Source organism: Alkalihalobacillus phoenicis, from assembly GCF_047302405.1.
Lineage (GTDB): Bacteria > Bacillota > Bacilli > Bacillales > Bacillaceae_D > Alkalihalobacillus.
In genome coordinates this window covers 3,526,625-3,541,826 of sequence record NZ_CP154853.1, presented here as the reverse complement: position 1 = coordinate 3,541,826, position 15,202 = coordinate 3,526,625, and the positions used below count along the sequence as shown (strand labels likewise).

The 15,202-nt window shown below is 40.0% G+C and carries 8 protein-coding genes, 2 tRNA genes, 1 rRNA gene and 2 riboswitches; all 11 genes read left to right on the top strand.

Annotated elements, in window-relative coordinates:
* The first annotated feature begins 262 nt into the window (after positions 1 to 262).
* The 11 genes from AA0017_RS16585 to AA0017_RS16535 all read left to right on the top strand — a co-directional run bounded on the left by AA0017_RS16585 (position 263) and on the right by AA0017_RS16535 (position 15,192).
* Positions 263 to 2,014, top strand: a complete 1,752-nt coding sequence (locus AA0017_RS16585; protein ID WP_413376235.1) for an ABC transporter ATP-binding protein — start codon at positions 263 to 265, stop codon at positions 2,012 to 2,014.
* A complete protein-coding gene (locus AA0017_RS16580) occupies positions 2,011 to 4,032 on the top strand; it encodes an ABC transporter ATP-binding protein (protein WP_413376233.1) in 2,022 nt (673 codons plus the stop codon). Before AA0017_RS16585 ends, AA0017_RS16580 begins: the two co-directional genes overlap by 4 nt.
* A gap of 276 nt (positions 4,033 to 4,308) precedes the next feature.
* Positions 4,309 to 4,551, top strand: coding sequence for a hypothetical protein (locus AA0017_RS16575; RefSeq protein WP_413376231.1), 243 nt, complete (start codon positions 4,309 to 4,311; stop codon positions 4,549 to 4,551).
* A 63-nt stretch (positions 4,552 to 4,614) separates the two neighbouring features.
* Positions 4,615 to 5,571, top strand: coding sequence for an AAA family ATPase (locus AA0017_RS16570; RefSeq protein WP_413376230.1), 957 nt, complete (start codon positions 4,615 to 4,617; stop codon positions 5,569 to 5,571).
* 11 nt (positions 5,572 to 5,582) lie between these two features.
* Positions 5,583 to 6,722 (top strand): DUF58 domain-containing protein, encoded by a 1,140-nt coding sequence (locus AA0017_RS16565; protein WP_413376228.1) that lies wholly within the window; start codon positions 5,583 to 5,585, stop codon positions 6,720 to 6,722.
* Positions 6,723 to 6,755: 33 nt separating this feature from the next.
* Positions 6,756 to 8,960, top strand: coding sequence for a transglutaminase-like domain-containing protein (locus tag AA0017_RS16560; protein WP_413376226.1), 2,205 nt, complete (start codon positions 6,756 to 6,758; stop codon positions 8,958 to 8,960).
* Between the two features lie 44 nt (positions 8,961 to 9,004).
* Positions 9,005 to 9,106, top strand: a riboswitch (purine riboswitch).
* A 328-nt stretch (positions 9,107 to 9,434) separates the two neighbouring features.
* Positions 9,435 to 10,976 carry a glutamine-hydrolyzing GMP synthase gene (guaA, locus tag AA0017_RS16555; RefSeq protein WP_413376224.1) on the top strand — a complete coding sequence of 514 codons (1,542 nt, stop codon included), beginning with the start codon at positions 9,435 to 9,437 and terminating at the stop codon, positions 10,974 to 10,976.
* A gap of 88 nt (positions 10,977 to 11,064) precedes the next feature.
* Positions 11,065 to 11,166: riboswitch (purine riboswitch) on the top strand.
* A gap of 162 nt (positions 11,167 to 11,328) precedes the next feature.
* Complete coding sequence (locus AA0017_RS16550) at positions 11,329 to 12,627, top strand: NCS2 family permease (RefSeq protein ID WP_413382660.1); 1,299 nt, start codon at positions 11,329 to 11,331, stop codon at positions 12,625 to 12,627.
* A 485-nt stretch (positions 12,628 to 13,112) separates the two neighbouring features.
* Positions 13,113 to 14,663: ribosomal RNA gene (locus AA0017_RS16545) — 16S ribosomal RNA — on the top strand.
* Between the two features lie 144 nt (positions 14,664 to 14,807).
* Positions 14,808 to 14,884 (top strand) — tRNA-Ile (locus AA0017_RS16540).
* A gap of 232 nt (positions 14,885 to 15,116) precedes the next feature.
* Positions 15,117 to 15,192: transfer RNA gene (locus AA0017_RS16535), tRNA-Ala, on the top strand.
* Positions 15,193 to 15,202: the final 10 nt, after the last annotated feature.

Here is a 15,202-nt window from a genome sequence, read left to right as displayed (position 1 = left end):
CACCAATAGGGGTTTGTATAATGGAGGGCGGCTTCCTAGTCGTCGTTTATTTTATTGATTGTGCTATTTGTTTATGGTGAGCAAAGCATATCGCGACTAGCGGTATGCTTTTTTGTTGGCCTGAAAAAGGCTCCTACTGTATGAATACAGAGTTTGATCAAGTAAACGAAGGAGGAGAAGGATGATGATAGTGCCTAGAGCTCAAATCTTATCAATGGGAGAGTTAGAAGGCGGTTAGTTGAACGAAGAGGGAGGAAATTGGATGTTTAGGATTTTTAAACAATTATCATGGTTTTTTAAAGAAGAGTGGCGGAGGTATACGATTGCCTTATTGCTTCTAATACTAGTTGGAATTATTGATATTATCCCACCAAGTTTAATTGGGCGGGCGATTGATTATTTTCAAATGGGTCAATTAAGTGGGTCTGTTTTTTGGACACTCATTGGGGTATTTGTCATTGTGACGATTGTCAGTTATGGCTTTACGTATATATGGATGTCTAAGTTATTTGGAGGTGCCTTTGTCCTAGAAAGGAAGCTTCGGAAAACGTTTATGAGACATTTATTAAAAATGGATCCACCGTTCTATGAAAAGCAAAGAACGGGCGATTTAATGGCGAGAGGAACAAATGATTTAAAGGCTGTTTCGATGACGGCTGGTTTTGGAATTTTGACGTTAGTTGATTCGAGTGTCTTTATGTTAACGGTTTTAGTAGCGATGTGTATTTTAGTAGATTGGAAATTAACGCTCGCAGCGATTTTACCGTTACCGATTATGGCTATTTTTATTTCAATTTTAGGAAAGCAAATTCATACTCGATTCACATCTGCACAAGATGCCTTTGGTAAGTTAAATGACCGTGTTCTAGAATCGGTTGCAGGGATGAGAGTCATTCGAGCGTTTCGGAAAGAACGCCTTGATGAAAAGAAATTCCGAGATATGAGCGAAGATGTGTATAAAAAGAATCTTCAAGTGGCTAAAACGGATGCATTATTTGAACCCGTGATAAATATTTTAGTGGGGATGAGTTATGTAATAGGAATTGGTTACGGTTCTTACCTAGTGTTTCAACAACAAATTTCATTAGGTCAACTTGTCACATTTAACATTTATTTAGGGATGATGATTTGGCCAATGTTTGCAGTAGGGGAGCTTATAAATATTTTGCAACGGGGAAGTGCATCTTTAGATCGTGTTAATCAAACACTAGCGATCAAACAAGATGTTGTCGATCCGGTAAATGCTGCTATCCAGCCATACCCTGACAAAATCAATTTTAATGATGTTACATTTAAATACCCATCCACTAAGCATGCACAGCTTCAGGATGTTTCGGCATTGGCTCATTCTGGTGAAACGATTGGAGTTGTCGGCAGGACGGGTAGTGGGAAAACGACCTTTGTAAAGCAATTATTAAAGTTTTATCCGATGGGTCAAGGAACCATTAAAGTTGGGGAGCATTCAATCGCTGATCAAACGAAGGAACAAGTTCGATCTTGGATCGGCTATGTGCCACAAGAGCATATTTTATTTTCTCAAAGTGTCGAAGAAAACATATTAGTTGGAAAAGATGGTGCATCGGAGGAAGATCTTGAGAAGGCGATTCGTCTCTCTGCTTTTGAACAAGATTTAGCCTTTTTGCCAGAGGGATTGGAAACACTTGTTGGAGAAAAAGGAGTGGCTTTATCTGGAGGCCAGAAGCAACGAATTTCAATTGCTAGAGCCTTGATATCAGACCCTGAAATATTGATTTTGGACGATTCATTGTCAGCTGTTGATGCCAAAACGGAAGCTTTAATCGTCAAAAATATTCAAGAAGAGCGTAAAGGGAAAACAACGATTATTACAACGCACCGTATGTCTGCGGTTGAGCATGCCGACTTAATCCTTGTGTTTGATGATGGGAAAGTGGTAGAACAAGGAACACATGAACAACTTATTCAACAAAATGGTTGGTACAAAACACAAGTTGATAGACAGACATTATCTACAGGAGGGGGTGCTCTTGCATGACAGTAGGAAAAAGACTTTATCAATACGCCCTTTCGAGTAAAAAAACGATCATTTTTGCTCTCATCTTATTATCTGTCAGTGTGGCGGCAGAGCTAACAGGTCCTTTTATTGCAAAGACGATTATTGATAATCATATTATGGGGATAGAGGAGCCTTGGATTGAAACGGTCGAGCAGGAACAGGCTGTTTTATATAATGATACATGGTATATACGTGAATCTCGACTATCAGAGGGAAGTGATAGGGGGGATACGATTCAAATCGTACAAATTGGTTTAAATTTTTACGTCACTAACCAGCTTATCCCGTTTGATGGTGAAAAGAGTTTTGAAAACGGAGAACTGACGATTACAAATGCTGATGACACTTTTGTTTCTGAAGCGGTTGCATTATCTGCTTCGGAAGTGATGGATTTTTATAGACCGGAAATTATGCCGGTTGTGTATTGGCTTTTATTTTATTTAGGCTTAATCATTTTTGCTTCGTTCTTCCAATATGGTCAACGTTTTTATTTACAAAAGGCTGCGAATCGAATTATTCAAAAGCTGCGGACGGATGTATTTAACCATCTATCCCGTTTACCTGTTCGTTTTTTTGATAATTTGCCGGCTGGTAAGGTCGTTGCGCGCGTTACAAATGACACGGAAGCCGTACGAGAGTTATATGTCGCCGTGTTAGCAAATTTCTTCTCAAGTGTAATTTATATGATTGGGATTTATACGGCATTATTCCTTTTAGATGCTAGGTTAGCGGCAGGGGCACTCGTTCTTATCCCGATATTATGGGTCTGGGTTGTGCTCTACCGTAAGTTTGCGTCTAAATATAATCATGAAATTCGTTCGAAAAATAGTGAGATTAATGCGTCGTTAAATGAATCGATTCAAGGGATGGAGATCATTCAAGCCTTTCGTAAAGAAAAAGGTCGCGAAAAAACCTTTGGCAAATTGAATGATCAGCATTTTACGGCTCAGAATAAGATGCTACGTTTAAATTCTTTAACGTCACATAATTTAACAGCTGTGCTTCGAAACATGATTATGGTTGGGTTAATCTGGTTTCTAGGAGGAGCTCAAACGGGTGTTGGGGCTGTTTTAACATTAGGTGTTCTCTACGCGTTTGTTGATTATATTAACCGTTTATTTGAACCGATTAACCGTATTGTGAACCAGTTAGCAAACTTAGAGCAAGCTCGTGTCGCTGGGGAACGTGTCTTTGAACTTATGGATAAAGAAGGCGAAGATGTAGCAGAAGAAGTTATGAAGCGTCCAAAAGGTGAAATTACATTTGATGATGTAAGCTTCAGCTATAAAGAAGATGAATACGTCTTGAAACATTTATCCTTCACCGCAAAACCTGGTCAGACGATCGCTTTAGTTGGTCATACTGGTTCAGGGAAAAGTTCAATCATGAATCTTTTATTTCGTTTTTATGATTGTCAAAAAGGGGCCATAAGGTTAGATGGTCAAGATATTAAGGACATTCCACGTCAGACATTACGTGAGCACATGGGGATTGTGTTGCAGGAACCATATTTGTTTACGGGGACGATCGAAACGAATATTACGTTAAATCGAAATGATATTACGAGAGAAGAAGTGGAGCATGCCTTAGAATTAGTTGGTGGCAAACAAGTCTTTTCACGACTGGATAATATTTTGGAAGAAGAAGTAAAAGAAAAAGGAAGTACTTTATCAAGTGGGGAAAGACAGTTAATTAGCTTTGCCAGAGCATTAGTTGTCAATCCTGCGATTCTTGTTTTAGATGAAGCAACATCGAATATCGATACGGAGACGGAAACCATTATTCAAAAAGCGATGGATACATTAAAAGAAGGGCGTACGACTTTTATTATTGCCCACCGTCTATCGACGATTAAAAACGCTGATCAAATTCTTGTGCTCGATAAAGGAAGAATCGTTGAACAAGGTACACATGATGAGTTAATGGAGCTCGAACAAAATTATGCGAAAATGTATCAGCTTCAGCAGCAAGTAAAAGAAGAAAGCAAAGTAGGTTAAGGGTTCTAATCTTTAATAAACTTGGAACAGAAAGAAAATTGATTGAAATAGCATTCTCATAAAAGGCTGTCCCATAAGGTTATGAAAATAATCTTATGAGGGCGGCTTTTTTGTGTTTTTAAAGGTAGAAAGTGGGAAATACACTGCTAATCAAATAATCAAAGTTAAAAAGGCTCGCAGGCTCCCGTCCGTTAGTTAAACATTACCTATAAACGTGGATAGGTAATGAAAAGGAAGAGTGTCTCCAATTATGGTGCGAAAAAAGGGGAATAGGTAATGAAAAAAGAGAGTGCCTCCAATTACGGTGCGAATAAACAGGCGTTTTTAAGTAGCTGCCCTTTTATACGAAATCACTATTTTGAATTTTTTGTAAATGTTGGCATGACCTCTATCACAAATGGTATTATGGAAGTACTCCAAAATAAAAAAGGGGAAAAAGGTAGGTTTTACTCACTTTTTGTAGAATATAGTCTCTGGGAGATTAGTAGGATTTTTAGAATAAGTCTATTAAAGGCATAAAAGTATGTATAGATTGATTGGATTTTGACTTTGAATATTGGACAAGGAGAAATGGAGGCACGGATGACAACATTACACCAAATCGAAAAGGTCATAAATAATATAGAAAAAGTGGTTGTAGGGAAGAGGAAAGAAATTGAATTATGTTTAGTTGCTTTAATGGCAGATGGTCATGTTTTATTGGAGGATGTTCCAGGAGTAGGGAAAACGATGCTTGTAAAATCGATGGCACGTTCGGTTGGAGCTGAATTTAAGCGAATTCAATTCACCCCTGATTTATTACCCTCAGATGTAACGGGAGTTTCCATCTATAATCAACAAACACAAAGCTTTACCTTCCGACCGGGGCCGATTATGGCGAATATCGTATTAGCAGATGAGATTAACCGTACCTCACCCAAAACACAAGCCGCTTTATTGGAATCTTTAGAAGAAGCAAGTATTACTGTTGATGGCGAAACGAGAGTCCTGCAAAAGCCTTTCTTTGTAATGGCAACCCAAAACCCAGTTGAATATGCAGGAACCTTTCCGTTGCCAGAAGCTCAATTAGACCGTTTTTTAATAAAACTTCAAATTGGTTATCCGAGCGTTAATGAAGAATTAGAAATGTTAAGGCGGATAGATGAAGGGCTACTAATAGAAGAAATTGATTCGGTCATTTCTACTGAGCAAGTGCTCGCTTTGCAAAAACAAGTAGGGGAAGTACTAGTTGATGTCCATGTTAAAACCTATATTGTGCGTTTAACACATGCAACGAGAGAGCATCGTTCGGTAGAGCTAGGTGTCAGTCCGCGTGGAACGATCGCTTTAATGAAAGCTGCTCAAGCGTATGCTTTAATTCAAGGCCGAGATTACGTCATCCCCGATGATGTACAGTATTTAGCCATGAATGTGCTCTCTCATCGGATTATATTAAGTACGGATGCAAAAATGGCCAATATTACCGTGGAGCATATTGTGAAGGATATTTTAAAACGCGTAGAAGTCCCAGTAGCGAGAAGAAGGTTAACGACATCGTGAACAGGCGAGGAATGAAACAAACATTAAAGGAGATTTTAAAATACATTTTGTTCCTTTTAGTGGCTATGATCGTTTTGATTTATGCGATGTTTCAAGGTGGGTTTGTCAGTTGGTTCTTATTTTATAGTACGATCACGGTATTAGGCCTCACGTTGCTCATGTCGTTGCTCCCAGTTAAGGGTTTTAAGGTTGAGCGTGTGATTCAACCTACTGTAGCCAAAGGTGGGGATGACTTGCTCGTAACGGTTACGGTGAGAAAGTCTTCTTTCCAGCCATTCTTTTATATGCATGTGTTTGATCACGTGTCAGCCGACTTAGGTGAGGTTCAAAACCCTAGTGCTTTCTTTTTCTTTTCTTTTCAAAAAAAGTTTCAATATCGGTATTCGATTCATAATGTTAAACGGGGTCAATACGAGTTTGATAAAGTGGAGCTAATCTTTGGTGATTTATTTGGTTTTTTTGAAAAAAGAAAAGCGATTGTAAGTGAAACGATCGTCAATGTTTATCCACGTTACCAAAAAATTAGAGAAGTGCCACATGGAAAACAAGTGGAATCGATTGAGGGAAAACTAAGAGCGAAGGAATTAGGGGAGGAACGAAATCTATCGAGTGTTCGTCAATACATTCCAGGTGATCGATTAACGAGTATTGACTGGAAACAATCGGCTCGTTCGACACAATTAATGACAAAGGAATTTGAATCCTTTCGTGGTGAAGGTATTGTCATTGCTTTTGATCCTTATTTGTCTGCACAGACAGAAGAAATGTTCGAAAAATCAATTGAACTAACCGCTTCCTTACTCGTTACTTTTATGGAGAGTCAAGGTTCTGTTCAGCTTGCTGTTCGACTAGATGATTGGGTCTCGCGTGTTGTTTCATCCAATCAATTGTATAAGGGTTTAGAGTTGTTAGCACAAATTGAAGGAACAGGTAAGGTACTGACTTTTGGAAGTGTTTATGAACAATGGAGAGGAGCGACCGTTTATTTTGTTTGTGCTGAATTAAGTAAAGACATGCTCCCGGCATTTGAAAAGTTAAGGCAGCAGCAAATTTCGCTTCAAGTTTGTTTAGTTCGAAACAACGGGCGTAATCAATGGATGATCAATGATTTGGAAAGACTCGGAATCAAAACTCATATTGTTCAGTTGTAAATTGTTTATTTTGGGAAGGGGGTAGGGCTCAACATGTTTGGAAAAAAGAAAATCGAACTTGGTAGGGACTTCCTCCTTTATGGTTTAAGTTTTCTTCTATTGGCAGAATGGATTTTGCCTTTACCACATATTGCGAATACGGGTTATATCTTTATTTTTCTTATCGTGACTGCTCTCTTTTTTGCAATTACATTTTGTCAGTTGCCACTTTACCTTTCATTAGGATTAAAAGTCACGACCATCATAGTGGGCTTAAATATTATGTTCTTTGATGATTCTTTCTTTTCATTAGGATGGGTAGGAATCATTATTCGAGATTTAAGTGTCAATATAGGAGCGATTTTTAGTGGGCAATGGTATGAATTAACCGATATGTTTAGAAGTTTTTTATTCTTTTTATTATTGGCGATATTAAGTTATTTGCTCTTTTATTGGACTGTTATTGTTAGACGAATTTTATTCTTTTTTATATTTACGGTTATTTACATAGCAGTGATTGATACATTTACGGTATATGATGCTACTTTTGCGATTATTCGAACGTTTATTATTGGCTTCTTACTTGTTGGCTTATCATCGATTTATCGAATGATTGATAAAGAGAAATGGCTTTCGTTTTCGAAAGATGTGCCAAAGCGTCTCGTCATGCTGATGGTGGTTTTACTAGTGATAGCGAGTACGTTTGGAATCTTGTTACCGAAATACGAATCACAATGGGATGATCCTGTCCCGGCTTTACGCCAGATGGTAGGGCTTAGTTCAGGAGGTGGAGCGACCCAAAAAATTGGGTATGGAGCAAACGATACCCGTTTAGGAGGAGGGTTCGTTCAGGATACGACACCTTTATTCCACGCTGAGACAACGAGGAGCCATTATTGGCGCGGCGAAACGAAGGATTTTTATACGGGCCATGGTTGGGAAGTAGGAACTCCTGAGCCGGAGAATGGATTTAATACGATTGTAGGCGGTTATGGACGGAACTCAGAGGCCGTTGAGTTTGAACAGTTAACAACAACGATTTCATTTGTAGATGACGAAAGAGCTGTTTTTCCTCATTTATTTTACCCTGGTGAATTTCTAGGGATGATCGATTATTTGTCTGAGTATGCTTTATGGCAGTATGACCCATTTACGGCTAAAGTATCGACTTACAACGGGGATAGAAGTGGAGAGGAAGTCGCTCTTTCTTCTTATACACTTGAGTATGAATATCCGACCTTTTATTTAGAAGAGCTTCGAAATTTATCGAGGAGTGCACCAGCTGATGTTGTTTCTACTTACACACAGCTTCCGGAAACGGTTCCTCAGCGTGTTTATGATTTGGCTGCTGAAATCATAGCAGAAGAGACGAATGTTTATGACCAAGCCAAGGCGATTGAACGTTTTTTGGCAGGGCCTGATTTTGAATATGAGACGGAGGATGTTCCGGTTCCGGCGGAAGGACAGGATTATGTCGACCAATTTTTATTCGAAACACAAAGAGGCTACTGTGATAACTTCTCGACCGCGATGGTTGTGATGCTGCGAGCAAATGACATTCCAGCTCGTTGGGTAAAAGGGTTCACAAATGGAGCTTTAATTGACTCTGAATTTGGGCAGCAAATTTATGAAGTTACGAATGGAAACGCACATTCATGGGTAGAAGTTTATTTTGATGAAGTAGGTTGGGTTCCTTTTGAACCAACCAAGGGATATAATCACTCATTCGAATTTATTTCGTCACAAACAGAGTTAGATGATGCCATTGATGCGGAGGATGCTCCAGAGGTTGAACAAGAAGAAGAGGACCTTCCGGACGAAGATTTAGAGCAGGAGGAGGAAGAAGAACGAGAAGAAGAACAAGCAGCTGGTAGTTCTAGTTCTGGCTCTGATTTTCATATTAATTGGATCCCTATTGTGGTGATGGTTATTTTGTTGCTTATCCTTGTTTTTATTTTTAGGAAAAAAATGATTCGTCAATATCTTTTGTTTCGTTTTAAATATCGAGATGATGAACAGGCTTTTGTAGAAGCGTATGAAAAGTTATTATGGTATGCCGAGTATTGTGGTTATAATCGGATGGAAGGCGAGACTTTACGAGAGTATTCAAAGCGGATCGATAAAGAAACAGGTGTTAACGGCATGTTCATTTTAACTAAAGCGTATGAACCGATTTTTTATGGTGGAAAGCTAGGGAAGACAAGCTGGAAGGAGCAAAAAGAACGTTGGATTTATGTTGTTCAAAAAATCACCGCTTGACCAGCTTTTTTCCTGTTGTTAAAATGTATCCGTGCTTAAAAAATAGTGTATAGAGTAATAACCTTCGTATATCCTTAGGAATAAGGCCTAAGAGTCTCTACCGGATTTCCGTAAAAAATCTGACTATGAAGGCAGAATAGACATGCTAGAATTCTGCCTTTTTTTCGTTTGTTTACATAGCGATTGGCAGATTCTAGCTTTTTTCTGTTTATTATGGAAATAGGTGTTTATCATATTCTTAATGTGAACGAATGTCGGCTCACGACCTATATCAATTATCGTTTGTTTTTTATAAGCAAAAGAAGCGCAAAATAATTGATAACGGACACGGTTTTGCGAGAGTCTATTAGTGTTGGATAATCCTTTTTGAAGGAAGAGACATATGAGTCGGAATCATTCTATGCAAGAATATTGTCTTTGCTAGAAAGACAAAGTTATTTGAGCGATATCAATTTGAGAAAAGGTGGGAGAAAAATGAATGAATTGAATCAAGAAATCGTCGTTGTTCTAGATTTTGGAGGTCAATACAATCAATTAATTACACGTCGTATTCGTGATTTAGGGGTATATAGTGAGCTTCATTCACACAAAATTACGGTGGAAGAACTAAAAGGCATGAATTTAAAAGGGATCATTTTCTCTGGTGGTCCTAATAGTGCCTATGCAGAAGGTGCTCCGCATTGTGACCCAGCTATTTTTGATTTAGGAGTACCGATTCTGGGAATATGTTATGGAATGCAATTAATGACTCAGCATTTTGGCGGGAAAGTTGATGCGGCTGATCACCGTGAATATGGAAAAGCTAATATTAACGTTCAAAATCAATCAAAATTGTTTATGGGGTTACCGATTGAACAAAGTGTATGGATGAGTCATGGGGATTTAATTTTAGCTCCACCATCTGGATTTGTAGTCGACGCTTCTAACCCATCTTGTCCGGTAGCGGCGATGAGTAACGAGGAACGCAAATTCTATGGAGTTCAATTCCACCCTGAAGTTCGCCATTCTCAATTCGGTAATGAGCTATTAAAGAACTTTGTTTATGAAGTGTGCCAATGCGAAGGCGAATGGTCGATGGAGAACTTTATTGAGATTGAAATTGAAAAAGTAAAAGAGCGTGTAGGGAATAAAAATGTCTTATGTGCCCTTAGTGGTGGTGTAGATTCTTCCGTTGTTGCTGTTCTTCTTCATAAAGCTATTGGTGACCAATTGACGTGTATGTTTATTGATCATGGTTTATTGCGTAAAGATGAAGCCGAAGGGGTTATGAAAACTTTTAGCGAAGGATTTAATATGAAAGTGATTAAAGTTGATGCCAAAGAGCGCTTTATGAGCAAGTTAAAAGGTGTTTCTGATCCAGAAGAAAAACGTAAAATTATTGGAAATGAATTTATTTATGTGTTTGAGGAAGAGACAAGCCAATTAGAGGATATGGATTTCTTAGCTCAAGGTACTCTTTATACAGATATTATTGAAAGTGGTACAGATACAGCTCAGACGATTAAGTCGCATCATAATGTTGGTGGATTACCAGAGGATATGAAATTTGAGTTAATTGAACCACTAAATGCTTTATTTAAAGATGAGGTTCGTGCTGTTGGGACAGAATTAGGTATTCCTGATGAGATTGTTTGGCGCCAACCATTCCCAGGTCCTGGTTTAGGAATTCGTGTTTTAGGTGAAATTACCGAGGATAAATTGGAGATTGTTAGGGAATCTGACGCTATTTTACGTGAAGAAATTAAAAAAGCTGGTCTTGATCGTGAGGTTTGGCAATATTTCACGGCATTACCAAATATGCGTAGTGTAGGTGTTATGGGAGACGGCAGAACCTATGACTATACAGTGGGAATCCGTGCAGTGACTTCGATTGACGGCATGACATCGGATTGGGCCCGCATTCCATGGGATGTGTTAGAGTTAATTTCGACTCGTATTGTGAACGAGGTAAAGCATGTTAACCGTGTTGTTTATGACATAACATCTAAGCCGCCAGCAACAATCGAGTGGGAATAAACGAACGATATTGTGAAAAAATATGACAATGTTCGGATTTATCATTGACAAAAAATTGACTGATTGATAAAATTCATTTGTGATAATTAAAAAGATCAAACAACCATGTCGTATAACTGCAGGAATAGGGTCTGCGCGTTTCTACCAAGCTACCGTAAATAGCTTGACTACGATTTCAGTCAATCAGTCTTTATATATGAAACCTTAGTACGGAAGTCTAGGGAGTGAATGTATAAAACTTTTGTCGGAATTTGTAGCTTCGGGTAGAACTGTACTCGGAGCTTTTATTTTTCTCCGATACGATTTCTGTTTTATGCCATGGTGAGATTGAGGAGGAAATAAATTGGAACGTATAGCTCAGTTCTTTAAGTTTAAAGAAAATAACACAGATTTACGTACAGAATCAGTAGCGGGTATGACTACTTTTCTTGCGATGGCTTACATTTTATTTGTAAACCCAGATATTTTAGCTGCTGCTGGTATGGATCAAAATGCGGTCTTTGTAGCAACGGCCTTATCTGCAGCAATTGCAACATTAATAATGGGGTTACTTGCGAACTACCCGATTGCTTTAGCGCCGGGAATGGGTTTAAACGCATTTTTTGCATTTTCAGTTGTTATTGGAATGGGTATTGATTGGCAAGTAGCATTATTTGGAGTTTTTTGTTCTGGTATCTTATTTATTATTCTTTCTGTAAGTAACATTCGTGAAACGATTATTAATGCTATTCCAGCAGAAATGAAATACGCAGCAGGTGCTGGTATCGGGCTTTTTATTGCTTTTATTGGTCTACAAAATACAGGAATTATCGTTCCTTATGATGCGACGATTGTAGCGTTAGGTGATTTATCTAACCCTTCTGTGTTACTAACGATTTTTGGTTTAGTTGTAACAGTTATTTTCTTAGTGATTGGATTAAAGGGTGGAATTTTCTTCGGGATGGTTGTGACAGCTGTTGTTGGGATGATTTTTGGAATTATTAACACACCTGATAGTATCGTTGCACCGATTCCGAGCTTAGAACCGACGTTTGGTCAGCTTTTTAATATTGATTTCTCATCTGTGTTTACTTTACAGCTATTAATTGTTATTTTAACTTTTTTATTCGTTGATTTTTTCGATACAGCTGGAACTCTTTATGGGGTAGCAAACCAAGCAGGGTTTATTAAAGATAATAAATTACCACGTGCTGGTCGTGCTTTGCTTGCTGATTCGACAGCAGGACCAATTGGTGCAGTTTTAGGGACATCAACTACAACTTCTTATGTTGAGTCTGCAGCAGGTGTAGGATCTGGTGGACGTACTGGTTTTACATCAGTTGTTACTGCGCTATTTTTCCTTGTTGCTTTGTTCTTCTCGCCATTACTTGCAGTTGTTACACCTGCTGTTACAGGGCCAGCTTTAATTTTAGTCGGGGTAATGATGGCATCGGCCTTAAAACAAATTGATTGGAATCGATTAGAAATTGCGATTCCGGCTTTCTTTACGGTTCTCGCAATGCCACTTACTTACAGTATTGCAACAGGGATTGCTATGGGCTTTGTCTTTTATCCAATTACGATGATTTGTAAAGGTAAAGGAAAAGAAGTTCATCCACTAATGTACGGATTGTTTGTTGTCTTCTTACTATATTTCATTTTCCTTAAATAGATAAAAGTAAGGAGGGCTGTCTCAAAAGCCCTTAAGATAGAAAAAGCCGATGTCTTTTACAATGAGTAAAAGACATCGGCTTTGATTCTTTTTGAGTGGTTTTAGTTTTGGGAATGCTAAAAGGATTAGAGTGTCGTTTGGATTAATACTAGTTATTTTAAAAAAAGATAAAAAGATCATAAAAAACTATTGCATAATGATTATATATCATGGTATATTATTTCTTGTCGCTAAGACACACAGCAAAAACAACTCATTAAACAAAATATTTTAATGAAAAAAGTTGTTGACTTGAATGAGTCGAAGTGATATATTAGATAAGTCGCCAATGAGCGAAACAAGTTCTTTGAAAACTGAACAAAAGCCAAGCGAATTAAAGAGATACAAGGTATCTCGTCAATGTTAGTCATTGAGAAATCAATGCAAAATGGAACTTCAGTGAAAGCTGAAGCTAGCCAGCAAAAATGAGCGAATCAGCTTATCCTTTAACGGAGAGTTTGATCCTGGCTCAGGACGAACGCTGGCGGCGTGCCTAATACATGCAAGTCGAGCGAATCAAAGGGAGCTTGCTCCCGGAGGTTAGCGGCGGACGGGTGAGTAACACGTGGGCAACCTGCCCTGTAGACTGGGATAACATCGAGAAATCGGTGCTAATACCGGATAATCAAAGGAATCACATGGTTTCTTTGTAAAAGATGGCTCCGGCTATCACTACGGGATGGGCCCGCGGCGCATTAGCTAGTTGGTAAGGTAATGGCTTACCAAGGCGACGATGCGTAGCCGACCTGAGAGGGTGATCGGCCACACTGGGACTGAGACACGGCCCAGACTCCTACGGGAGGCAGCAGTAGGGAATCTTCCGCAATGGACGAAAGTCTGACGGAGCAACGCCGCGTGAGTGATGAAGGTTTTCGGATCGTAAAGCTCTGTTGTTAGGGAAGAACAAGTGCCGTTCGAATAGGTCGGCACCTTGACGGTACCTAACCAGAAAGCCACGGCTAACTACGTGCCAGCAGCCGCGGTAATACGTAGGTGGCAAGCGTTGTCCGGAATTATTGGGCGTAAAGCGCGCGCAGGCGGTCTTTTAAGTCTGATGTGAAATATCGGGGCTCAACCCCGAGGGGTCATTGGAAACTGGGAGACTTGAGTACAGAAGAGGAGAGTGGAATTCCACGTGTAGCGGTGAAATGCGTAGATATGTGGAGGAACACCAGTGGCGAAGGCGACTCTCTGGTCTGTAACTGACGCTGAGGCGCGAAAGCGTGGGGAGCAAACAGGATTAGATACCCTGGTAGTCCACGCCGTAAACGATGAGTGCTAGGTGTTAGGGGTTTCGATGCCCTTAGTGCCGAAGTTAACACATTAAGCACTCCGCCTGGGGAGTACGGCCGCAAGGCTGAAACTCAAAGGAATTGACGGGGGCCCGCACAAGCAGTGGAGCATGTGGTTTAATTCGAAGCAACGCGAAGAACCTTACCAGGTCTTGACATCCTTTGACCACTCTAGAGATAGAGCTTTCCCCTTCGGGGGACAAAGTGACAGGTGGTGCATGGTTGTCGTCAGCTCGTGTCGTGAGATGTTGGGTTAAGTCCCGCAACGAGCGCAACCCTTGATCTTAGTTGCCAGCATTAAGTTGGGCACTCTAAGGTGACTGCCGGTGACAAACCGGAGGAAGGTGGGGATGACGTCAAATCATCATGCCCCTTATGACCTGGGCTACACACGTGCTACAATGGATGGTACAAAGGGCAGCAAAACCGCGAGGTCGAGCCAATCCCATAAAGCCATTCTCAGTTCGGATTGTAGGCTGCAACTCGCCTACATGAAGCCGGAATTGCTAGTAATCGCGGATCAGCATGCCGCGGTGAATACGTTCCCGGGCCTTGTACACACCGCCCGTCACACCACGAGAGTTTGTAACACCCGAAGTCGGTGGGGTAACCTTTTGGAGCCAGCCGCCTAAGGTGGGACAGATGATTGGGGTGAAGTCGTAACAAGGTAGCCGTATCGGAAGGTGCGGCTGGATCACCTCCTTTCTATGGAGTATTTAACTCTAGTCGACGAACAACTTCGGTTGTTTGCGCTTTGGTCCTTTTGTTCAGTTTTGAATGAACTTTGATTCATTCTTATATAACTAAGGTGAATGGTTTATTCCCGAAGTTTTATTAGAAGTTATATATGGGCCTGTAGCTCAGCTGGTTAGAGCGCACGCCTGATAAGCGTGAGGTCGGTGGTTCGAGTCCACTCAGGCCCACCATATATACTCATCCTAATAAGTGATAAGTGATGCTTATTTTTTGTCTGGAAAAGTAGTTTGATAACTAAGAAAAGGGCAGAAGAAATAGGATTATCATTTACAAATAAAGGGCAAAGAGAACCGAGTAGTTCGAGGAAACGAATGACCGAAAGAATGGAATGTATCTTGATACATGACATGATGGAGGGAGTGAAGTTGACGAAGAAATACGAAGGTTATCTGAAGTCATATTGGGGCCTTAGCTCAGCTGGGAGAGCGCCTGCTTTGCACGCAGGAGGTCAGCGGTTCGATCCCGCTAGGCTCCACCAATTTTACACA